Here is a 22044-nt window from a genome sequence, read left to right as displayed (position 1 = left end):
CCATGCCTGCCGACACCACCACTACCCGCCTTAGTCATTGGCGCCAGTACTGGCGCCGCCGTTTTTTTACCTGGGTTGATCGCCGCGCGCCCCTGGCACACCGCCATAAACTCACCCATAAGAATCTCTATACCTTTCCCAATCGCCAGGGTTTCCTATTCCTGTTATTGATCCTGGTGATCTGGGTCATGGGTACCAATTACCAGAACAACCTGATTCTCGGGCTCAGCTACCTGCTGGTGAGTTTGTTGGTGGTGAGCATCCTTCACGCCTATGCCAACCTGGCCGGTATCCATATCCGCTTTGTCGGCGCACAACCGGTGTTTGCGGGTGATAAGGCCGGCTTTGTTATTGAACTGGACAGCGACCACCGACAAGGCAGTGAAGCCATCCAATTGCGCTGGGAGGAAGGTGAACCCGAGCCAGCCAGCCTTAAACCGGGCGAGCCCCAACGCATTACGCTCTGGCTTGATAGCCATCATCGAGGATTCCTGCAACCAACGCGCCTTTTGGTACAAAGCAGCTTTCCCCTGGGGATTATTCGCTGCTGGACCTGGCTACGCCTGGATGCCAGGGTACTGGTTTACCCGCAGCCACGGCCGATAGACGAACCCCAGGCCGCCCTGGGTGATGGCACGGACCAGGGTGCCGGTGAGCGCCCTGGCGGCGATGAATTCAGCGGTTTGCGCACCTATATTGCAGGTGACTCGCCCAAGCACATTGCCTGGAAGCAATATGCCCAGGAAAAAGGGCTATTCACCAAGGAATACCGGGAGTATCTCTCGGCAGAAAAGTGGCTGGATTGGTACAGCGTCACGCTCGCGCAGGAAGAGCGCCTGGGTGGCTTGTGTTATTGGGCACTGGCCTACGAGCAACAGCAAATTCCCTATGGCCTGCGCCTACCCGGATTGCAACTCTCTCCTAATCTGGGGCCCCACCACCTCGATGCCGTGCTCAGTGCCCTGGCCCTGTTTAACCTGCCGGAGGCAGCATGAACCGTCACCGGGTCGATTATCTCAGCCGCGACAAGCTCGCCTGGCTATTGGTCACCCAGGCGCTGGTTATCCTGCCGCTGTTGTTTTTCCTGCCAGGTTGGTTGCTGGTTATCTGGGGCCTGGTGGCCTACTGGCGAATCCAGATGTACCTGGGCCGCTGGGGGGCACCCGGCATGGTGCTGAAGGGGATTGTGATCGGTCTCTGTGCCCTGGGCATTTTTATCAGCTTTTCCGGCAGGGTCGGAACGGAGACCATGGTTGCACTGCTACTCAGTGCCTTCGTGCTCAAGTTGCTGGAGGTGAAGTCCAATCGCGATGCCCAATGGTTAATCATGATTGGTTTTGTCACTACCGGCACCCAGCTACTGTTCAACCAATCCCCCCTGGCAGCCCTTTATAGCCTTGGCTGTTGCTGGCTGCTGATAGCCAGCTGGCGCGCCATCCACCTGCACTATGCACAGCCCATGGGTAAGGGGTTGCAGCGGAGTGGAGCCATCTTGCTGCATACATTGCCGGTCATGCTGGTGCTGTTTGTAGTTATTCCCCGCCTTGGCCCACTCTGGGCGATTCCCAATCAGAAAGCAGCCCAAACCGGTTTTAGCGACAGCCTTGAGCCAGGCGATATCAGCGAGCTGGTTACCAGCCAGGCACCGGCCTTCCGGGTGGAATTTGAGGGAGAGCCCCTGGCGCCAACCCGACTCTATTGGCGCGGCCTAGTCATGGATCATTTCGATGGCCGCCGCTGGACACAACGGGACAAATTCCCATTGGCCACTAAAACGCTTGCCCCCAATGATGGGAAACGAACCAATTACAGTATCATCATCGAGCCCCATGGGCAGCGCTGGCTGTTTGGACTTGTCACACCGGTGCGCTTGCATACCGGTGCCCACACCGGCTGGATTACCGATAACAACCTGCTCATGATGCGCTACCCAATCGCCCAGCGTTTGCGCTACGAGGTCAGCTCGGTGCTGGACAGCGCCCACGCAGGCCCTTTCAACCTCTCACCCCCGGAGCAACAGCAACACACACAATTTCCTGCTGGTGCCAATCCACGCACCCAGGCACTTATCAGGGATTGGCGTCGCCAGGGGGCGGACAATTCCGCAATTATCGAGCGCGCACTGAAACTGTTTAACCAACAATTCCGTTATACCCTGCGCCCGCCAGCCCTCGGGCAGCACAGCGTTGATGAGTTCCTGTTCGATACGAAACAGGGATTTTGCGAACACTTCGCCAGCAGCTTTGCCTTTATGCTGCGCAGCGCAGGCATTCCGGCGCGCATCGCCGTGGGCTACCAGGGCGGTATGTGGAATAACCTGGAGAACTACTTGCTGGTACGTCAATCCGATGCCCATGCCTGGGTTGAGGTTTGGTCCGCCGAGCGCGGCTGGTACATGATTGATCCCACCGCAACCGTAGCACCCAACCGCATTGAACAGGGCATCAACAACGCGCTCCCGGACACAGAATTAAACCTTGTTCAGTCCCCATGGCAACATCTGGCACTCTTGCGCCAACTGCAAATGCAGCTGGATGCAGCCGTCTACCTATGGCATCGCCGGGTATTGAGTTATGACGCAAAAGCGCAGGAAGGGTTGTTGAAAAATCTACTCGGTGGCAGCGAACCCTGGCGTATCACCCTCTGGCTTATCGGGCTGGGGTTAGTCGCTGCCGGTGCTTTTGCCTGGTTGATGACTCGCCGTCGCCGCTGGAATCCGTTGCGCCCGGAAACCCGTTTAATCCAGCGGCTGGAGCGTAAACTTGCACCGCGCGGCTTTACCCGCGCGCGCGACGAACCCCTGGGCCAGTTCCTGGCGCGCGTGGCCCATGCAGAGCCGCCGTTACAGCAACTTTTGCAGGAGATTTGCCGGTTCTATGAACAGATTGCCTACCGGGAGCAGGACGAATATCTGGATGCATTACGGCAAGCGATAAAAAAAATCTAGTGCTACCCAAGGAATCCACTACAGCCCTCGTCTTACCGGAACACATGAAAAGTCTGGAGGCTGCAACTGCCGGAGCTGATATGTCATCACCGCCCGATGAGCAACTGCTCATCCGCCGCGCCCAGGCTGGCGACGCCAGCGCCTTTGAACAATTGCTCGGGCATTATTATGACCTGATGTTCCGCTTTGCCTTTCGCTGGAGTGGGCAGCGCAGTGATGCCGAAGACATCACCCAGAATGCCTGCCTGAAATTGGCGCGGAGTATTGGCCAATTCCGTTTTGAATCGGCCTTCAGCAGCTGGTTGTATCGCCTGGTCATCAATTGCGCCAAAGACTGGTACAAAAGCCAGGGGCATGCACGCGATGCACAGCCACTGGACGCAGTGCCCGAAGCCCTGTGCGACGATGCCAGCCATATCCCGGTGTACTTACGCCAGGTATTGCAACAACTGGAAACCCTGGCCGACGGGTTTAAGGAAACCGCACTGCTGGTTCACGGCGAAGGTCTCAGCCACGCCGAAGCGGCCAGTATCCTGAATATCAAAGAGGCGACCGTCTCCTGGCGCCTGCATGAAATTCGCAAATACCTACAAACCCTTCAATCTTGCGAGGGGGTTAACCTATGACCCAATCACCTGAAAAACATCCATTGGACGAGCTGGCTACTCTCAACGCCACACCTAACGCCACCATCAAGGCGCGCCATATCGCAGCTGCACTGGAAGCGTTTTCCAGCGAGCCATCGGCGGCGGCCGACGAAAAAACTTCTGCTACCGAAAAAATTTCAGCACACCGCCAAGGATTTTTACAGCGCCTGCGTCTTACCCGTGAATCCACTCAACACGGGAATGACACAATGAAAAACTCCACGCACAACCCCCATCCCTTTTGGAAAAGACCGGCGCTCCTCTCCGGCATAGCCGCTTCCAGTATTGCCGTTATCGCCGGCCTGGGTCTCATGCAGCACTACCAGCCCGGTTACCTGGCCACACCACCGATGGAAGCACATCTGGCCGATACCCATAGCGACATCGAGGAGATCGTTGTAACAGGTATGCGCGCAGAACTTTCACAGGCAGAAGAGCGCCAACACAAAGCCAAGGCCATAGCAGATCGCCAGCGTCGCATGGCCGAAGCACAAATGGCTGCAAAACCTATGGCAGCTGCCCCTACCGCCGCAGTCCATGCCGATGCCTATGCACCGGCAGATATCCTCCAGGCAACCACCCGGGAATATCGCGATCGTTTTAATCAGGTCGATGACAACCCGGTGATCGCAACACGCGACAATCCCTTCTCGACTTTTTCCATTGATGTGGACACAGCCGCCTACAGCTTTACCCGCCGTCTGCTTAACCAGGGCCAATTGCCCCCCAAAGACGCCGTGCGTATTGAGGAAATGGTTAACTACTTTGATTACAGCTATCCACTACCCAGCAGTGCGCAAACCCCCTTCACCACCAATATCACTGTGCTGGATTCCCCCTGGAAACCCGGTAACAAACTGTTGCACATAGGTATCCAGGGCTATCAATTACCGGCCGGCCATATCCCGCAATCCAATCTGGTATTTTTGCTGGATGTGTCCGGCTCTATGGACGAGCCCAGCAAATTGCCGCTGGTAAAGCAATCCATGGAGTTATTGCTCAGCACACTCAAACCCGAAGATACGGTTGCTATTGTGGTCTACGCCGGTGCAGCAGGCACGGTATTGGAACCCACCAAGGTCAGGGAAAAAAGCAAAATCCTTGCGGCCTTACATAACCTGCAAGCCGGTGGCAGCACGGCAGGTGGCGAAGGGCTTGCACTCGCCTATCAATTAGCGGAAGCCAACTTTAACCCCAAGGGGGTCAACCGCATTATCCTGGCCACCGATGGTGATTTTAATGTGGGCCAAACCGGCGATGAGCCACTGCAGGATTTTGTCGAGCGCAAACGTGCTAAGGGTATTTATCTCTCTGTACTGGGCTTTGGCCAGGGCAATTACCAGGACGCCCTGATGCAGACCCTGGCGCAAAACGGCAATGGCACCGCTGCCTATATTGATACGCTCAGTGAGGCGCAAAAAGTTCTGGTCAACGAAGCAACCTCTACCCTCTTCCCTATCGCCAGGGATGTAAAAATCCAGGTGGAATTTAACCCGGCTACCGTCGCGGAATATCGCCTGCTCGGTTACGAAACCCGCGCGCTCAAGCGCGAAGACTTTGCCAACGATAAGGTCGATGCCGGTGACGTGGGATCGGGCCAGCGGGTTACGGCTATCTATGAAATTACCCCGGTCGGTACAGACTCCGGCCTGCTTGAAGCCGGTCGCTACCAAACGCCGACAACCGCTGCCAACAGTAGCGGCAATGAATATGGCCTGGTGCGCTTGCGTTACAAATTACCCACTAACGATAAATCACAATTGCTGGAACAACCTGTGCTTAAAAACAACAAGGCCACGCCCGAATTGCAACAGGAAGCCAGGTTTGCAACGGCGGTTGCCGGTTTTGCCCAATTGCTGAAAGGCGGCAAATACACAGGCGACTTCACCTATGACCAGGTGATTGAATTGGCGCAAGCCAATAAGGGAAACGATGAATACGGCTATCGCACAGAGTTTGTGCAACTGGTAAGAAAAGCCAAAATCGCCAGGGAATTGTAAATATCTGTCCTCGTGTAAAGCGTTAAACATCCACGTCATCGTGCCCCCTGATACCGGGTTAACTACCAGGGGGCATGTCACTGCCAAATACCTCGGGCAGTACAGGTTTTATATTCGTAAACGCCTCATTAAAAGTGTTAACGCCTGTTAAAAACGGGTTGCTATCCTCCGATACAGGCCTTTATAGTCCGGAAAATGACTTTTTTATACCAATATGAGGATAGGCTATGCCCCATAACATCAGCTTGATCACTACCATCGCCGCGGGTCTCGGCCTGGCGATGATTCTGGGTTTTCTTGCCACACGTGTGCGAATGCCCCCACTGGTAGGTTACCTGTTGGCGGGCATTATCGTTGGTCCTTATACGCCCGGATTCGTCGCCGATGCTGAATTAACCCCCCAACTTGCAGAAATTGGCGTCATGCTGCTGATGTTTGGTGTGGGGTTGCACTTTTCCGTTAATGATTTGCTCTCGGTAAAACGTATCGCTATTCCCGGTGCTATTGCACAAATTGCCGTTGCCAGCGCATTGGGTGCAGGCGTTGGCATCTATTGGGGATGGCACTGGGGTGAAGCCGTGATCTTTGGTCTCGCCCTCTCTGTTGCCAGTACAGTGGTACTGCTAAAAGCACTGGAAGCCCGGGGGGTTGTCGACAGTATCAATGGGCGAATCGCCATTGGCTGGCTGGTTGTCGAAGACCTGGTCATGGTGTTGGTACTGGTACTGCTACCCGCCCTTGCCAGTGTCATGGGTGGCCAAACCAATGCCGAACATGGGGTTAGCGATACCAACATCGGCATTACCCTGGGCATTACCATGCTGAAAGTGATTGCGTTTATTGCCTTTATGCTGGTGGTGGGTAAACGCCTGCTCCCAAAGTTGCTCTGGTGGGTAGCGGGAACCGGCTCACGCGAAATGTTCAGCCTCTGTGTGATCGCTACGGCAGTGGGTGTTGCCTATGGTTCAGCGGCACTGTTCGACGTTTCCTTTGCATTGGGTGCGTTCTTTGCCGGCATGATGCTGCGTGAATCTGAGTTCAGCCACCGCGCAGCCGATGACTCACTGCCACTGCGCGATGCCTTTGCCGTTTTATTCTTTGTATCTGTCGGGATGTTGTTTGATCCCCATGTGCTTGTCGAACATCCCCTGAAAGTGCTCGCCGTTGTGGCGATTATTATGTTTGGTAAAACCCTTGCAGCCGTTGCACTGGTGCTGGCATTCCGCTATCCACTGAACACGGCCCTTACCGTAGGGGCGAGCCTTGCACAGATTGGTGAATTCTCGTTTATCCTCGCCGGGCTGGGCATGAGCCTGGGGATGATGAGTATCGAAGCCCAGAATTTGATTCTGGCAGGCGCCCTGGCATCGATCGCGCTGAACTCAGCACTTTTTGCCACACTCGATCCCTTACAGCAATGGCTGAAAGCGCGCTCTGCCTATGCGCGCAGCCTGGACACCCGTGACGACCCACTGGCAACCCTGCCCATGACAACAGACGAAGCTTATTTATCCGGCCAGGTTGTCCTGGTTGGCTACGGGCGTGTAGGCAAGCGTATCGCCCGCATCCTGGACGAACAGAAAATTCCCTACGTGGTTGCAGAAGCTAATCGCGAGCTGGTTGAAAAACTGCGCAGCCAGAATATCCCGGCAGTCTGCGGTGATGCAGCAGATCCCAATGTACTGATTCAGGCGCATATTACCAACGCCAGCCTATTAGTCGCGGCGACATCCAATACTGTTCACGTCAGGCAAATGGTCGATGTGGCCCGCCAGCTCAATCCAAAAATTGAAGCAGTGATTCGCACCCACAATGAGGAAGAAGCCGAGATGTGGACGCAAGAAAAAATCGGCAAGATATTTTTGAGCGAACAACAATTGGCGCAAGGTATGGCCGGTCATGTGTTGAAACGTATGGGGAAATTACAGCCCGCAGAAACTGTACCGGCTGCTCATCACTAAATGCTCCGGTTACACCCAATAAAAAGGGCTGGTTAATACCAGCCCTTTTTATTGGGTAACAATTGTTGTAGCTGCCATTCAGGACTTATAGGGCATAGGCCCGAGATAATCTTTCTTGCCTATGTCCACACCATTGTGACGCAGAATTGCATAAGCCGTAGTGATATGGAAATACAAATTGGGAATCACATGCTGGATGGCAAACTCATACCCTGTGAGATATTTTCCCTCCCAGCGCGGTTGGCTGATACTGCGCTCTGCAGCATCCTCAAAATCGCTGGGTGAAAACTGGGCCAAATATTCAATTACAGAGTGGATACGTGCCTTGAGTTCAGCTAACGAAGTCTCGACATCGGGATGAACCGGGGCAGACTCCTGCTTACCGGTTAACCGTGCCACACCCAACTTGGCGGTATCACAGGCAATTTGCACCTGGCGAATCAAATTAAATTGGTCCGGGGCCAAACGCGAGCCCAATAAGACACCGACATCAACTCGCTTGGCTTCAGCATAGGCTGCGCCCTTATCCAGGACAGCATTCAGGTTATTGAGCATTTTGCTGAATTGTACAACGGTTAAATCATAAAGCATGACAGTCTCCTTCACAGAACGATGCCACAAGCGTGGCGAATGGCGGAGAGTGTAGACCATCGCCCGTGAAAACACAGTGACATTCGTAACCCGAACAACACCCGGCTCACCTCAATCGTAACGACACATTGAATAAAAAACCCGACGACTGTCGGGTTTCAGAGTTATGGCGAGGAACTGGATGCATCGATAGCATCATCGATCTGGGTCGGCGACATAAACTGCGGCGGCGGTGTCGGTTGTCGTGCCGGCAGTTGAGCATCGGGTGCGCGGAGCAATTGATCACTGCTGATACCTGCACCGGAACCCAGCGCATCGGCAACCGCTTTTTTCAGCACAATAATCGCAATACGGCGGTTGATAGGTTCAAGCGGCTTATCCACCAGCAGAGGGGCAACGGATCCCATGCCCTGCACTGTCGCCACCTTATTTTCCGGGTAGGAGCCCTCAAGCATTGCACGCCGCGCTGCATTGGCGCGATCCGCCGAAAGTTCCCAATTGGTGTAGGTTGCATTGGCGCCATAGGGCGTTGCATCTGTATGGCCGGTAATACTAATTTTGTTGGGCACTTTATCAAGGATAGGCGCCAGGGCCTGCAAGACTTCCTTGGAGTAGGTCTTGAGATTGGCGCTGCCCACATCGAACATGGGTCGCTGATCTTTATCCACAATCTGGATGCGCAAGCCCAAGGCCGTAAAATCAATCAGGATTTGATCTTTGATCTGCTGGAATACCGAATCCAGTTGATTGATTTCCGTCTCTAGCTGCTCTTTCAACTCTTGCAGCTGTTCATTCTCGATACGCTCCATCTCGCGCTTGATCTTGTCTTCGGTAACCTCCTGATCATCCTGGGTAAACTCCTGGGTATTGGCTGTTTCCATCGTGTCCTGTTCGGCCTGGGATTGCTGTATGGGCCTATCCTGATTAATCAGTCCCAAGTCAGCACCGCCCTCACCAATCACATACTGGCTACCCGGATCCTGGAAGTATTGTGAAATCGCCTTTTTCTCCTCCTCCGTCGTACCTCCCAGCAACCACATAAGCAGGAAGAAGGCCATCATGGCAGTCATAAAGTCCGCCAGGGCCACCTTCCAGGAGCTACCGTGATGACCATGGCCACGGCCTTTTCTCTTTTTGATAATGAGCGGTTGCGCACCCCTTTCCATTTATGGAACCACCCTATTTTTTACTGGCGCGATACTGTTCTTCCAACTCGCTGAAGCTGGGACGAACACTGTGGAATAACACCTTGCGGCCAAACTCCACAGCAACCTGGGGCGGCACACCGTTCATGGACGCTACCAGCACCGCCTTGATGCATTCAAAGGCGCGGGACTCATCGCGAACCTTGTGATTGAGGTAACTCGAAAAAGGTCCGATAAAACCATAGGCAAAGAGAATCCCCAGAAGCGTACCGACCAGGGCCGCCGCCACCGATGCCCCGATCTCTGAAGGCGGGCCGCCAATCTTGCCCATGGTAATCACCACCCCCAGTACAGCCGCCACAATGCCGAAACCCGGCAAACCGTCCGCTGCATTCTGGATAGCCCCGGGCACAATGGATGCTTCCTGATGATGCCCTTCCAGTTCCTGCTCCATGAGTGACTCCAGTTCATGGGGAGCCATATTGCCCGCCACCATAATGCGCAGATAGTCACAAATAAACTCAACAATATGGTGATCTTTGAGAATTTCCGGGTAGTTGGCAAAGATAGGACTGGATTCCGGTTCTTCGATATCTCCCTCAATCGCCATTAAACCTTCGCGGCGGGTTTTATTGAGGATGTCATAGAGCAGGGTGAGCATGTCGAGGTAGAAGATTTTGTTGTATTTGGAAGGGGTCATCAGCGCCCCCGCTGATTTGACGACATTGATCGTCACCGACAGCGGGTTACCAATAATCATGGCGCCAAACGATGCACCACAAATAATCATAATTTCAATCGGCGACATCAGCGCCAGGGCATTACCACCGTGAATGACAAAACCACCAATCACACAGCCCAGGACAACAATGATCCCCAAAATAATATTCACACAGTTTCTCCCAACAAAACCCGGCTATTTATCGAAAAAGGCGGCAAAATCGCCTGTTTTTTGCACAACACCCTTGTCGTAAAAAAGTCTTTCCTGAGTATAGGCAGAGTCGCCGGGGCTTCAAGAGCCCCTGCGCTGTTAGCGGCCAGGGTTCACAGAACTTGATAGCAAATGCTATCCACAGTGCCATGGACATTTCGTGCCAAACCCGCTTAAATCGCCCGTCTCCATCAATGGCTTGAGCCCGATTAAGCGCTCGCCAGTGGTTCATGGATTTCCGTCGCAACAGGATCAACACAATGGCAATTATTGGCATAGACCTAGGCACAACAAACAGCAGCTGTGGCATCTGGACTCCAGAGGGAGTCAAGCTAATCCCCAATCGCCTCGGCGATTACCTGACTCCATCAGTCGTCGGTCTGGATGACAGCGGCAACCTGAGTGTGGGACGCATTGCCAAGGAGCGCCTGATCAGCCATAGCGACAAGACCGTTGCCGTGTTCAAGCGCCTGATGGGGACCGAGCACAAAATCAAAATTGGCAACCGTTTTTTCAGTGCCACCGAACTCTCGGCAATTGTACTGCGCTCGCTGAAAGAAGATGCTGAAACCTTCCTGGGAGAACCGGTCGTCGAAGCGGTCATCAGTGTACCGGCCTATTTCAATGACAACCAACGCCACGCCACTAAAATGGCAGGCGAGCTGGCGGGCTTTAAAGTCGAGCGCCTGATTAATGAACCCACTGCTGCCGCCATCGCCTATGGCTTGCACGAAAAGCAGGAGGGCACTTTCCTGATCCTTGATATGGGCGGCGGCACCTTTGATGTATCTATCCTGGAATTCTTTGAAGGTGTTATGGAAGTGCATGCCAGTGCAGGTGACAACTTCCTCGGCGGGGAGGATTTTGTCGATGCAATGGTCGATGACTTACTGAACCAATACAGTATCAACCGCCAAAGCCTCGCACCTGCACAGCTCAACCAGCTATTGATGCAGATGGAAACCGCCAAACGCCGCATCAGCAGTAAAGCGCTAAACCCCATTCAAATCACCCTGGCAGGCCAACAGATCGACTTCCAGCCGGATGAGGCATGGTTCACCAAGGTGGTGACACCTTTATTACTGCGCGCCAAGCGCCCTATTGAGCGCGCGCTTAACGATGCCACTATGTCACCGCAAAGCATCGATGACGTAGTGCTGGTAGGCGGCGCCACGCGTATGGGTGTATTCCGCTCCATGATTGGACGCATGTTTGGCCGATTGCCCTCCTGCCACCTGGACCCCGATTGTGCCATTGCCATGGGCGCCGCTATCCAGGCGGGCTTGAAGGCCAAAGACCAGGCGCTCAACGATATTGTCCTCACCGATGTCTGTCCCTACACCCTGGGCACCGATGTGGTTAACGAAAGCAATAACCAGGGCGGTTATTTCCTGCCAATCATCGAGCGCAATTCGGTGGTTCCCATCAGCGTGACACGCCGCCTGGTGACGGTGCACGACAACCAGGCACAAATCAGTGTGGGCATTTACCAAGGCGAAAATCGCCTGGTGAACAAAAACGTGTTCCTTGGCAAAGTGTCCATCGATATTCCCAAGGCTCCTGCCGGTAAAGAGGGCGTAGATGTACGCTACTCCTACGATATGAATGGCTTACTGGAAGTGGATGTCACGGTTATCTCCACCGGAAAAGCTGTCAACAAGGTGATTGAACACTCACCCGGCGCACTCACGGCAGAAGAAATTGAAAAGTCGCGCCAGAAACTGGCAGCACTCAAATTCCATCCGCGCGACCAGGAGAGCAACCGCGCGCTCATCGCCCGCGGCGAGCGACTCTACGAGTCCAGCCTGGGAGAAAAACGCCAGCAAATTGCGCAACTGCTGGCCGACTTTGACCAAGTCCTCGAGCGCCAAAACCCGCCGGAAATCCAAAAAGCCGCTGCACAATTGGAGACCATCCTCAATCGCCTGGATAACGAGGAATGGTTTTAAATGAACATATGGGAAATACTGGAGCTGGAGCCCACCAGTGACAGCCGCGATATCAAACGCGCTTATGCGCGCAAGCTAAAAACAACGCGACCGGATGAACAACCAGAGGCCTTTCAGGCGTTACACCACGCCTATAAAACGGCATTGGACTACGCTGCCTACCAGCATTACCAAGCACAGCAAGAGCAACCACCGGTAACAGACGAATCTCCCGCAGAAAACACCGTCCAGGCCTCCGCTCACGTCGCCTCAGCAGAACAGAGCAGCCCCGCAGGCACAGGTTCTGACAACATTGGCACACAACCACAACCGGAAGTCCCGCTGGCTGAACCCGAGTCAAGCGCGCTGCCACCATCGGCAGGGTTATCATCGGCGGAAGGCCAGGCCGAAACACCTGGCGAGCCATCCCTGGCGGAAGAGCCCAACCCCTACCAAATAGAAGGCGAACGTTTGGTAGCACTGGCCCAGGCATTGCTCAATACCACCAGCGAGTTGCATATGCCTGAATCCTGGGAGTTTTTGATGCGCTCCCCGTTTATCCTCGACGATCAATTCAATTGGCGTTTGGGCCTGGGCATCTTGCAAGTCATCCAGGAACACAACAAACGCAACCATAATAAGCCGCTGATCCTGATTGGCTCACGCGTACTCACCTACCTGGACAGCATCTTTAACTGGAAGCTTAACCAGCATCATATTTATCGTTTCTTCGAGGAGGAGGAATACGCTCCATTACTCGCGCAAATCAGTGAAACTGAGCCATTGGAGCAATCCCGGCAGGCAGTGGAAGGTGTACGCGGTGCCAGCAGCATCAAAATGGCTAAACCGGTTCTGCAACCGGAAACCCTTTACTACGCCAGCCCGATGAAACGCCTTGCGGCCCTGGTTATTGATCTGGTGGGTATGTTTTTTATCTCATCGCTCCTGCTCAGTGACCTGGCGCGACAAACCGGTAGTGATAACGTTAATAATGCTGTGCTTATCATTCCCCTCGTGCTTGGATTTTTTTATTTCTGGGCATGTGAGTGTTCATCAACCCAGGCAACCCTGGGCAAATTGATTATGGGCCTGGTTGTCACCAACAAACACTTTGAGCGCATGACACCCTTCCAGGGGTTCTGTCGCAGCCTGGTATTCAGTATCACTGCCCTGTTTACCTATATTGCACTCATCATTAACGCCATGATGGGCGATAAGCTGATACATGACCGCATGACCAAAACCTATGTGATTGATATGCGCCGTTCGCGCCAGTCCTGATGCAGGAGAAATCGTTGATGAACATTAAAGAACTACCGGATACCACCCAACAAACCCTGGAAGCCGCTGTGTTCCGCCGCCTGCTGGAACACCTGGACGCTCGCAAGGATGTACAGAATATTGACTTAATGAACCTTGCCGGATTTTGTCGCAACTGCTTAAGTAAATGGTATGTCGCTGCCGCAAAAGACCAGGGCATTGATATTGACTATGAAGATGCACGCGAGCGTGTTTATGGTATCCCCTACAGTGAATGGAAAGCCCAATACCAACAGGAAGCCAGTGCCGAACAACTGGCGGCCTTTGCCAGGCAGTCGCCAGACAAGCATTCTTGATCTCGTGAATCCGAGCATAAAGAAGCCCCTGTTATCCATAAAATAACAGGGGCTTCTTTACAGAGGAAAAATTACTCCAGGCGATACGCTGTTACTGAATTCTTAAAGAAATTGGGAACCAAGACCACACGCTGTTCAGGATCGAACCCAAGGTCTGCAGTATTGATTTTTTGTTCGCGCAGATCCAGCATTTGCTGGATGCGCCCATCGCCGTAGACGTAATAAACCAACCCCAGCCAGCAAGACACCACGAATTCACCGCGTGCAACCATTTCCACGCCGTCGATATTTTCAGCAAAGCCTTGCGCCAGTACCAGTGGCTTTTTGTTTGCATCAAATATCAGCAATTGTTTGGCTGAACCAACGACCAGGCTATTGCCCAATGCAAACAAACCATTGGCATTATCCACCCCATCCAGGTACAGATGGATTTTCTTGCCATCATACATATGTACCCTGTGTGTGCGTGTATCAGAAACATACACTACACCTAAAGAACTCACGGTCACATCATTCAGAAATACCGCCTCAGGTACCGGGACTTTTTTAACAACACGTTGTTTTTTGATATCAATAACCACCAGTTCGGTAATATCTGCCACATACAGCAATTTGCCATCGGTGCCCATGCCCTTGGGGGCATTGAGGCCAGTAATCCATTCAGCATCCAGCACTTCACCATCCGTACCCAACTTGGCGATTCCCCCCTTACCATCAACTTCGGTGGGGACACCATCAATCAGGGAAACCAGTAGATAAGGCTCTTTCTTGTCCTTCATATAAAGAACGGACTCAGGAACGGCCAAACCCTCGGTCTTCCATACCTGGGTCAGTGAATGTTCAGCGCGAGCGGCGGGTGATATCGCCAGGACCAAAGCTGCCGCCAGTAGAAACAGGGGTAAAAACCAGAGTTGCAACCGTGATAAATGCATGATGTTCATAAACCAGTGCCTCATTTATTATTCACTCGATGATCGAGTATTTACGCAAGCCTGTGCATGAATGCAGGGCTCTGCTTGGAGTAAGGCTAACAACATCAAAAGCTCAGCCAAAGCCTTTTTACAAAACTTGCGGCCTGTTTTGAGCGACGAACAGGTGTTCTGGCCCCGCAGCGGGATTGCGCTTGTAACGGCGAAGCTCTACCCTTACACCCCATACGGATCCATATCTTGAGCCTAGATTGCCCCTGCGCAATTATCAAAAAATAACCTGTGTGCCCCAGTATGAAAGCAGCGTCTGAAAAAAGAACCAGTGTTGAGAAAGCCCCAGGAAAAACCAAGGCAACCATCAAGGACGTCGCCAAGCTGGCAGGCGTGTCCTTTAAGACCGTATCACGGGTAATCAACAAGGAAGCCAGTGTCGGCCCCGAGTTGCAGGAAAAGGTCATGCAGGCCGTCAAGGCACTCAATTACCAACCCAACCTGTCTGCCCGCTTATTGCGTGGTGCAGCCTCCTCCATCGGCTTTATCTACGACAACCCCAACAGCAACTATGTGATTGACATGCAGCGGGGTATTTTGGGCGAGTGCCGCCGCCAGGGTTATGAGCTGGTCATCCACCCCTGCGATTCCAAAGCGCCGGATATCATCGATGAGGTGCTTAATATGGTGGATCGCAGCCAGGTCGGAGGCCTGGTATTAACCCCCCCCATGTCAGAAATGCCCGAAGTGCTTAGCGCCCTTGGCAAACGTAAAATCCCCTTTGTGCGCATCCTGTCAGGCTCCCAGGCGCCCGACAAGAAATCCCCCTGTATTTTTATTGACGACCGTACCGCCGCTTATAAGATCACCCAATACCTGATTGACCTGGGTCACAAAGCGATTGCGTTCCTCGGTGGTGAGGAGGCGCATAAATCCAGCGGGGAGCGCCTTGAAGGGTATAAAGCCGCGCTCAAAGCGAACAAGATCAGCATGGATAAGAAATTGATATTGCCGGGGGAATATTCCTTCGAGTCCGGGGTAAAGCGTACACGCCAACTGCTGGCCTCTAACCTCAAGCCTACCGCCGTCTTCGCCTGTAACGATGAAATAGCCGCAGGTACCCTGTTTGCAGCCCGTATCCAGGGCGTGGATGTGCCACAACAATTATCGATTGTCGGCTTCGAGGACAGCCCGTTTTCTCGCCAGGCCTGGCCCAACCTGACGACGGCACAGCAGCCCAACACAACCATTGCCGAACGGGCAACGGCCCTGCTGATCGAGTCTATCCGCAAGGATGGCCGCGATGTCGATAGTGAAGGTTTTTATCCGCAACTTATTGTGCGCGACTCCACCTGCCCTGCCCCCAGCAAGCGCTGAATGGCTATGCGCGGTAATACCTGGCCGGGCATGCAGCAGCTTGAACATTGGTGAGGGAGAGCTCCGGCGGCACCAGGCCGGCCGGTTGATGGCAAATCCCCGGGATCTGCCAATACCAAAGGGAAACAGTGGTTGTAGATGGCACCCGCCCGGCTTGGCGAAAACCGGGCGGGTTTTATGCAGATTAATAACCGAGCCGATCCAACAGCTTTTGGTTTTCGCGCTCGATGTGCTTGTAAAACTCCACATCCGATAATTTGGATGCAGCCGCTTCGTCAATAATCAGCACTGCCTGCTCATGCAATTGCAACGCAGAGGCCGGACAAGCAGCGGTCAAAGGCCCTTCAACAGTAGCTTTGATCGCATCAGCTTTATTTTCCCCAGTGGCTAATAACACCACTTTCTTCGATTCGAGAATCGTACCGATTCCCATAGTGATTGAAAGGTGCGGCTGGTATTCATCCGGTGCAAAAAAACGGGCGTTATCGTCGATGGTCGCACGGGTCAGTGTTTTTACCCGGGTGCGGGACATTAAGGATGACGATGGCTCGTTAAAACCTATGTGCCCATTGCGGCCAATACCCAACAATTGCACATCAATCCCTCCCCGTTGGGCAATGGCTTTTTCATAGAGCGCACAGGCGGCAATAGGGTCAGCGGCATCCCCCGGTGGCACCAGGGTGTGAGCCTTATCAATATCAATGTGGTTGAACAATTGCTCATTCATAAAGTAGCGATAACTTTGGGGATGGGCAGCATCCAGCCCCAAATATTCATCCAGGTTAAAACTGCTTACCTGCTTAAAGGTCACGCGCCCTTCGCGATAGGCCAGGATCAGTTCCTTATAAAGTGCTACCGGTGTAGACCCTGTTGCCAGGCCCAATACCGAATCCGGTTTTTTGTGGATTTGCCGGATAAACAAATCTGCACCATAGCGTGCTACGGCAGCAGCATCATTGAGAATAACAACTTTCATGCATCACTCCAGTGAGTGTTTGTGTTTTAACGCTTCACGCATGTTGACGGTAGTCACCGGCAACCCAGGTAGACGTCACCTGGAAATCATCGGTAAAGTGGACCAGGTCCGCACGGAATCCCGGCGCTATACGCCCCAGGTAAGAATCGACTTGCATAAATTGCGCGGGATAGAGCGACGCCATACGCAAGCTTTCTGCCAAATCCATACCCACCCATCGGGTATTAAGGCGCACAGCGTCAATCATGCCAATGGCGCTGCCCGCCAGGCGTCCTTCGGCATTGACCAGGCAGCCCTCTTTTTCATAAATGGTTTCGCCGTAAATCTGGAAGGATTTTTCTGTCGAGCCGACAGTGGACATGGCATCGGTCACCAGATACACCTTGCCGCGCGGTTTAGCGGCATAGGCAACACGTGCCGATGCAGCGTGCACATGATAGGTATCGATAATAATGCCGCACCAGGTATTGGCAGAATCCAACGCCGCACCCACTACCCCGGGTTCACGTCCCGTGGTTGGGCGCATGGCATTGTACAAATGGGTAAAACCCGCAAGCCCTTCACTAATGGCATCCACTACTTGCTCATAGTGCGCATCGGTATGGCCGGCACAAACCACAACACCGGCATCACTCAAGGCTTTGATTTGTCCGGGCAAGGCATGCTCAGGTGCGAGGGTCAGCATGACCTTGAAAGGCCGGGACTCACTGAGCCATTCAATATCAGCCGCTTCCATGGTACGGATATAGCGCTCGTTATGTGCGCCACGGCGGGCTAAATCAAAAAACGGGCCCTCCACATGTACCCCCAAAATACCCTGCATTCCCGCTGATATTGCACGAGCCACGGCATCGACACCGGCTTGATGCACAGCGCGGGTGTCGCTAATCAGGGTCGGCAACATGGAAGTAGTGCCTGTTGGGCGATGGCCGTCCAGCATGTTTTGTAAGGCGGATAAACTGGTGTCGTTAGTAAAAAAAGCACCGCCACCACCATTCACTTGCAGATCAATAAAACCGGGGGCCAGCACTCCCCCCTGCAAATCGATACGCTCGATTGAAGTATCCAACTGGTTGATTGGCAACTGCTGTTCTATCAAACCATTATGGATAACCAGTGCATGCCCATCGATAAACACTTCACCATCAAACAAGCGTGCACCTACCAGTGCGTGTTTCATGCGTTTACCTCAAACAATAATATCAATGCGCTAGAGACTGATCACAATATTGCGCTTATGCAATACCCAGGCAATGAACCAGAAAATTGCCACCTGCAACAACGCAAACAACAGCGAGGCAAGGTAAGGATCGGCAAAGCGTTTAAAAAATTCGTAGATTGCACCATAAAGTGTGGTATCGCCCACCGGAATCAAATACATACTGGTGGCCCATACAAACGATAGGCAATAAATAAACAGTGGGTTTTTTCCAATGATTGCAAAGCCTTGATACAGCGGTTGCAGCCAACTCGATACCAGCGGACTTGTTACCTGCTCAAGGCGAATCAGCAACATCAAAAACGCAATCGCAATACCCGATGTTAACAGCACAAAAGGACTGGTCCACAGGGACTTGTTAATGGGCATCCACAGGTTCCACAAGAGTGCCAGCAATACCAGGCCCAGCGCGGCTATTAATAATGTCCGAATCGCCTGCGGTTTATTGTCACTCGCCAGGAGCACACGGGTTGCTTCAAACCCTGCCAGCACATTGACTACGGCAGGCAAGGTACTCAGCAACCCCTCCGGATCAAACGCCAGGCCCTTGCCTTGCCACAGGTGGGACTCGCCCAGCAAGGTAATATCCAACTGGCGAACCAGGTTGTGCTCAAGGCTATAGGGGTCACTGCCCGCCAAGGCCAGCAATATCCAATAACCCAGCAACAAACCGGCAGCCATTAACAGGCGAGCATTGAAACCCGCATAGAGAACAATCAAGGCAGCAACACCATAGGCCAACGCAATGCGCTGTAATACGCCCATAATGCGCCAATCATGTACATCCGCCGTGAATGGATAAGCCGCCAATAAAATACCCATCACGAATAACAGCAGGACGCGACGCCCCACTTTGCGCAATTGTTGGGACAAGCTTAATTGCGCCAGGCCACGCACCGAAAAGTACATTGCCGAGCCAACAATAAACAGGAAGAAAGGGAAGACGAAATCCGTGGGGGTGACACCATGCCAATCCGCATGGAGTAAAGGCCCATAGACATGGCTCCAGGAACCTGGCGTGTTTACCAGAATCATGAGTGCAAGCGTTAAACCACGCATGACATCCAGGGCCAGGAAGCGCTGCTTTACCATATAAACCTCAATAGCATCAAACGGTTGCTGAGCGCGTCCCGGCGTATGATACCAATGGCAATTATTTCCAACGGCGCAATTTATGGCCCTTAATGGCATAGAACAAAATAAAGGCATAACAGGGCAACATCATCCAGTAAGCCGATTGGCTGTCGCCACCGGAATGGGCCAGATGACCGTATACCAATGGCAAGAGTGCACCACCGGCAATCCCCATAATCAATAATGCCGCCCCCGTACTGGTATATTTGCCCAAGCCTTCCAGAGCCAATGGCCAAATCGCTGGCCACACCAAGGCATTGGCAAATCCGAGCAGTGCAAGGAACATCACCGAATCAGGCACAACCGCAATTCCCATCCAGCCAAACAGTGCTTCGGAGATGCCGATATCACTAGTGGAGCTCAGGGCAATACCCGCTGTAAATACCATCCCCAATAGCGCCGATAACAGGAGCGCATTGGATTGGCTCAGGTATTTGGGAATAGCAAGAACCCCGAGGATATACCCCAATACCATAAATGCCATGGTGTAAGACGTGAGCGAACCAAAATGGGCAAGCCCCAGGCTTTGGCCATACAGGCCGATAGTGTCCCCGGCGATAACTTCCACACCCACATAAGTAAACAGTGCCAGAGCACCGAGGATTAATTGGGGAAAGCGCAGAACACCGAACTTATCCAGGTCGGCATCCTGCCCTTCGCCAGGTTCGTCATCCAACACAGGTTCAGACAAAGGAGAGCAATACACAAAAACCATCAAACCGATCAGGACAATCGCCATAAGTACATAGGGATATACCAGGCGCGCCGACAACTCTGCCAGGCGCTCATTGCGAGCGGCTGGCTCCAGTGCGCTTAACACTTCATCTGAAAACTGGTCCATGCCGGTTAAAATCAGTGCGGTAAAGAGCAGGGGTACAACCACACCTGCACCTTTATTCACCAAGCCCATAATACTGATGCGCATAGCGGCGCTTTCACGTGGGCCTATACACACGATGTAAGGATTGGATGCTGTTTGCAGTAGCGTCAGCCCCCCTCCCAATACAAATAATGCAAACAAAAACAAACCGTAATAAGTGGTTTGGGCGGCGGGAATAAACAACAGGGCGCCGACCGCCATCACCCCCAGGCCACCCACCATGCCACGTTTGTAACCAACACGGCGCAATACGGCAGCAGCGGGCAATGCAAACACGGTGTAGGCAATATAAAACGCTGCTGCTACCAGCAGCGCCTGGAACTCATTCAGCTCACAAACGATTTTCAAAAAAGGAATCAATGAACCATTCAGCCAGGTCACAAAGCCAAATACAAAAAACAAGGTACCAATGATCAACATGGGTATCACGATTGACTGACTGGAGCGGCTAGCAGATATTTCAGGACTCATAAAGTTAGCTCCTGTCGTGGCATTAGGCTCTAATGTTTGTTCTGACATGGTTATTATTCCTCAAACAAATGTTCCGTCATGCTTCCGGCTTGACCTGGCCATCAGGAAAAGCTGCTGACAGGCTCGATAGATAGCATTTTTTTCATCGCCTGCCGGGCAAAATACACTGCACCGAATTCAGGTTGATTCAATGCAGGTGACAGGCGATTGGCAATATCGGCATCCATCCAGGGAACCAGGCGTGGAGCAAGGCCGCCAATAATCGACATACGCCCCGGCTGGGTTGCCCACAGGCGGCGGGCGACATCACTCATATAGGTGGCGCCGTCTTTTACAATGCGTACTGCCACTTCATCGCCGGCATCAGCGGCGTCCATGACATAGATAGCAAAACGCGCATAATCAGCAGAGCGAGCGCCAAATAATTTATCAACAATCATCACGCCTTTGGCTTGCAGCAGATCGGCAATAGGATCGCTCAGGGATGTTTGTGGACCGAGGTTATCCGACGCCAACAGAATAGCTTTGATAGCTTCCAGTCCCAACCAGGCACCACTGCCTTTGTCGCCGATAGGGAAGCCATGGCCCCCCAGAAACAGGGCGCGCTCATTCACATAGGAATAACCACAGGAACCGGTACCGGCAATCATCACCGCACCTTCATCGCGGTTATGGGCCCCCAGGCAGGCAATATGCAGATCGGTTGTCAGGAACATCTGTTTGAAGGGGTGATGCCACTGGTTCATCACAGTATAGAGGCTGGGCACATTAACACCCGCCAGACCGACACCGGCAATCAATCGACCCATATCAGCAGGCGACAAACCCGCTTCCTGGGCCGCCAGCTCGGCAGCGGTACGAATGGAATCTTTAGTTTGCTGGACACCATGAAACGGATTGGCTGGGCCACCAACACCCGTTCCCAGCACCCGCTGATCGTCGGTAATGATACGTGCACGGCATTTGGTCCCGCCGCCATCGATGCCAATATATAAGGTTTGTTCGCCGAGAGGCACCTTACCCATGATCTACCCCGTTATTGTTAGTGCCAATGCACGGCATACTTCCGCCGGACACATCCAGAAATCCGGATTTTCTCACAAGCTGGGTCGATGGACATTCAAAAAAACGGTTAGTGCTCCGTAGAGCACTAACCACAAGACCACTACTACAGCTCTAGAGAACTCATGCCCCTTGAAGCCTATAAACACGGAGATTTGCCTATAGGTTTTTCACTGGACAGACTAAGGTTACGCCAGCGAGACAACGTTGTCAAAGATTATTGTGTATTTTTTTGAAAA

Annotated in this window: 18 protein-coding genes; 9 read left to right on the top strand and 9 right to left on the bottom strand. The window is 53.0% G+C overall.

The genetic code is table 11. From position 1 onward, the window contains the following. The first annotated feature begins 2 nt into the window (after window positions 1-2). The 5 genes from CJA_RS20055 (at window position 3) to CJA_RS05755 (ending at window position 7555) form a co-directional block, all read left to right on the top strand. The gene (locus CJA_RS20055; RefSeq protein ID WP_012486825.1) at window positions 3-995 is read left to right on the top strand and encodes a DUF58 domain-containing protein; all 993 of its coding nucleotides are present in this window, start codon (window positions 3-5) and stop codon (window positions 993-995) included. Beyond that, window positions 992-2947: a transglutaminase TgpA family protein gene (locus CJA_RS05770; RefSeq protein WP_012486824.1), complete on the top strand. Its 1956-nt coding sequence runs from the start codon at window positions 992-994 to the stop codon at window positions 2945-2947. The genes CJA_RS20055 and CJA_RS05770 overlap by 4 nt, the downstream gene beginning before the upstream one ends. Window positions 2948-2991: 44 nt before the next feature. Further along, complete coding sequence (locus tag CJA_RS05765) at window positions 2992-3573, top strand: RNA polymerase sigma factor (protein ID WP_238526830.1); 582 nt, start codon at window positions 2992-2994, stop codon at window positions 3571-3573. Continuing rightward, window positions 3570-5594 (top strand): vWA domain-containing protein, encoded by a 2025-nt coding sequence (locus tag CJA_RS05760; RefSeq protein ID WP_012486822.1) that lies wholly within the window; start codon window positions 3570-3572, stop codon window positions 5592-5594. The genes CJA_RS05765 and CJA_RS05760 overlap by 4 nt, the downstream gene beginning before the upstream one ends. A 227-nt stretch (window positions 5595-5821) precedes the next feature. Next, entirely contained in the window at window positions 5822-7555 is a 1734-nt protein-coding gene (locus CJA_RS05755) for a cation:proton antiporter domain-containing protein (protein WP_012486821.1), read from the top strand. Window positions 7556-7633: 78 nt separating this feature from the next. Here CJA_RS05755 and CJA_RS05750 read toward each other — a convergent pair whose 3' ends face one another. The 3 genes from CJA_RS05750 to motA form a co-directional block, all read right to left on the bottom strand. Continuing rightward, a complete protein-coding gene (locus tag CJA_RS05750; protein WP_041551166.1) occupies window positions 7634-8146 on the bottom strand; it encodes a DUF1993 domain-containing protein in 513 nt (170 codons plus the stop codon). A 164-nt stretch (window positions 8147-8310) separates the two neighbouring features. Further along, window positions 8311-9312: a flagellar motor protein MotB gene (gene motB / locus CJA_RS05745; protein WP_012486819.1), complete on the bottom strand. Its 1002-nt coding sequence runs from the start codon at window positions 9310-9312 to the stop codon at window positions 8311-8313. A gap of 13 nt (window positions 9313-9325) precedes the next feature. Continuing rightward, the gene (motA, locus tag CJA_RS05740; protein WP_012486818.1) at window positions 9326-10183 is read right to left on the bottom strand and encodes a flagellar motor stator protein MotA; all 858 of its coding nucleotides are present in this window, start codon (window positions 10181-10183) and stop codon (window positions 9326-9328) included. 299 nt (window positions 10184-10482) lie between these two features. On the opposite strand from motA, the gene CJA_RS05735 reads away from it, so the two are divergent. From CJA_RS05735 to CJA_RS05725, 3 genes are read left to right on the top strand one after another with little or no spacing between them, the layout of a single operon-like run. After that, the gene (locus tag CJA_RS05735) at window positions 10483-12171 is read left to right on the top strand and encodes an Hsp70 family protein (protein ID WP_012486817.1); all 1689 of its coding nucleotides are present in this window, start codon (window positions 10483-10485) and stop codon (window positions 12169-12171) included. Beyond that, window positions 12172-13431, top strand: a complete 1260-nt coding sequence (locus tag CJA_RS05730) for an RDD family protein (protein WP_012486816.1) — start codon at window positions 12172-12174, stop codon at window positions 13429-13431. A gap of 17 nt (window positions 13432-13448) precedes the next feature. Further along, window positions 13449-13766: a DUF1244 domain-containing protein gene (locus tag CJA_RS05725; RefSeq protein WP_012486815.1), complete on the top strand. Its 318-nt coding sequence runs from the start codon at window positions 13449-13451 to the stop codon at window positions 13764-13766. A 71-nt stretch (window positions 13767-13837) separates the two neighbouring features. Here CJA_RS05725 and CJA_RS05720 read toward each other — a convergent pair whose 3' ends face one another. Continuing rightward, window positions 13838-14707, bottom strand: coding sequence for an SMP-30/gluconolactonase/LRE family protein (locus CJA_RS05720; RefSeq protein WP_012486814.1), 870 nt, complete (start codon window positions 14705-14707; stop codon window positions 13838-13840). Window positions 14708-14989: 282 nt separating this feature from the next. On the opposite strand from CJA_RS05720, the gene CJA_RS05715 reads away from it, so the two are divergent. Continuing rightward, window positions 14990-16063, top strand: a complete 1074-nt coding sequence (locus CJA_RS05715; RefSeq protein WP_049765405.1) for a LacI family DNA-binding transcriptional regulator — start codon at window positions 14990-14992, stop codon at window positions 16061-16063. Between the two features lie 184 nt (window positions 16064-16247). Here the strand turns inward: CJA_RS05715 and nagB are convergent, their stop codons facing one another. The 5 genes from nagB to nagK form a co-directional block, all read right to left on the bottom strand. Beyond that, window positions 16248-17039, bottom strand: a complete 792-nt coding sequence (nagB, locus tag CJA_RS05710) for a glucosamine-6-phosphate deaminase (protein WP_012486812.1) — start codon at window positions 17037-17039, stop codon at window positions 16248-16250. A gap of 34 nt (window positions 17040-17073) precedes the next feature. Then, window positions 17074-18219, bottom strand: coding sequence for an N-acetylglucosamine-6-phosphate deacetylase (gene nagA / locus CJA_RS05705; protein ID WP_012486811.1), 1146 nt, complete (start codon window positions 18217-18219; stop codon window positions 17074-17076). Window positions 18220-18249: 30 nt separating this feature from the next. Further along, the gene (locus CJA_RS05700; RefSeq protein WP_041551163.1) at window positions 18250-19350 is read right to left on the bottom strand and encodes an acyltransferase family protein; all 1101 of its coding nucleotides are present in this window, start codon (window positions 19348-19350) and stop codon (window positions 18250-18252) included. 61 nt (window positions 19351-19411) lie between these two features. Further along, window positions 19412-20743 (bottom strand): sugar MFS transporter, encoded by a 1332-nt coding sequence (locus CJA_RS05695; RefSeq protein WP_012486809.1) that lies wholly within the window; start codon window positions 20741-20743, stop codon window positions 19412-19414. A gap of 101 nt (window positions 20744-20844) precedes the next feature. After that, complete coding sequence (gene nagK, locus CJA_RS05690) at window positions 20845-21768, bottom strand: N-acetylglucosamine kinase (RefSeq protein WP_012486808.1); 924 nt, start codon at window positions 21766-21768, stop codon at window positions 20845-20847. Window positions 21769-22044 lie beyond the last annotated feature (276 nt).

This window comes from Cellvibrio japonicus Ueda107 (assembly GCF_000019225.1).
Classification (GTDB): domain Bacteria; phylum Pseudomonadota; class Gammaproteobacteria; order Pseudomonadales; family Cellvibrionaceae; genus Cellvibrio; species Cellvibrio japonicus.
Note: the sequence above shows the minus strand (reverse complement) of the source record. Positions and strands in the feature narration are given on the sequence as shown.

Coding starts and splice junctions, on each gene's coding strand:
- nagK (WP_012486808.1), bottom strand. CDS start 21,768: ATGGGTAAGGTGCCTCTCGGCGAACAAACCTTATATATTGGCATCGAT.
- nagA (WP_012486811.1), bottom strand. CDS start 18,219: ATGAAACACGCACTGGTAGGTGCACGCTTGTTTGATGGTGAAGTGTTT.
- CJA_RS05695 (WP_012486809.1), bottom strand. CDS start 20,743: ATGAGTCCTGAAATATCTGCTAGCCGCTCCAGTCAGTCAATCGTGATA.
- CJA_RS05700 (WP_041551163.1), bottom strand. CDS start 19,350: ATGGTAAAGCAGCGCTTCCTGGCCCTGGATGTCATGCGTGGTTTAACG.
- CJA_RS05720 (WP_012486814.1), bottom strand. CDS start 14,707: ATGAACATCATGCATTTATCACGGTTGCAACTCTGGTTTTTACCCCTG.
- CJA_RS05725 (WP_012486815.1), top strand. CDS start 13,449: ATGAACATTAAAGAACTACCGGATACCACCCAACAAACCCTGGAAGCC.
- CJA_RS05755 (WP_012486821.1), top strand. CDS start 5,822: ATGCCCCATAACATCAGCTTGATCACTACCATCGCCGCGGGTCTCGGC.
- CJA_RS05735 (WP_012486817.1), top strand. CDS start 10,483: ATGGCAATTATTGGCATAGACCTAGGCACAACAAACAGCAGCTGTGGC.
- CJA_RS05760 (WP_012486822.1), top strand. CDS start 3,570: ATGACCCAATCACCTGAAAAACATCCATTGGACGAGCTGGCTACTCTC.
- motB (WP_012486819.1), bottom strand. CDS start 9,312: ATGGAAAGGGGTGCGCAACCGCTCATTATCAAAAAGAGAAAAGGCCGT.
- CJA_RS05715 (WP_049765405.1), top strand. CDS start 14,990: ATGAAAGCAGCGTCTGAAAAAAGAACCAGTGTTGAGAAAGCCCCAGGA.
- CJA_RS05770 (WP_012486824.1), top strand. CDS start 992: ATGAACCGTCACCGGGTCGATTATCTCAGCCGCGACAAGCTCGCCTGG.
- CJA_RS05750 (WP_041551166.1), bottom strand. CDS start 8,146: ATGCTTTATGATTTAACCGTTGTACAATTCAGCAAAATGCTCAATAAC.
- CJA_RS05765 (WP_238526830.1), top strand. CDS start 2,992: ATGAAAAGTCTGGAGGCTGCAACTGCCGGAGCTGATATGTCATCACCG.
- CJA_RS20055 (WP_012486825.1), top strand. CDS start 3: ATGCCTGCCGACACCACCACTACCCGCCTTAGTCATTGGCGCCAGTAC.
- nagB (WP_012486812.1), bottom strand. CDS start 17,039: ATGAAAGTTGTTATTCTCAATGATGCTGCTGCCGTAGCACGCTATGGT.
- CJA_RS05730 (WP_012486816.1), top strand. CDS start 12,172: ATGAACATATGGGAAATACTGGAGCTGGAGCCCACCAGTGACAGCCGC.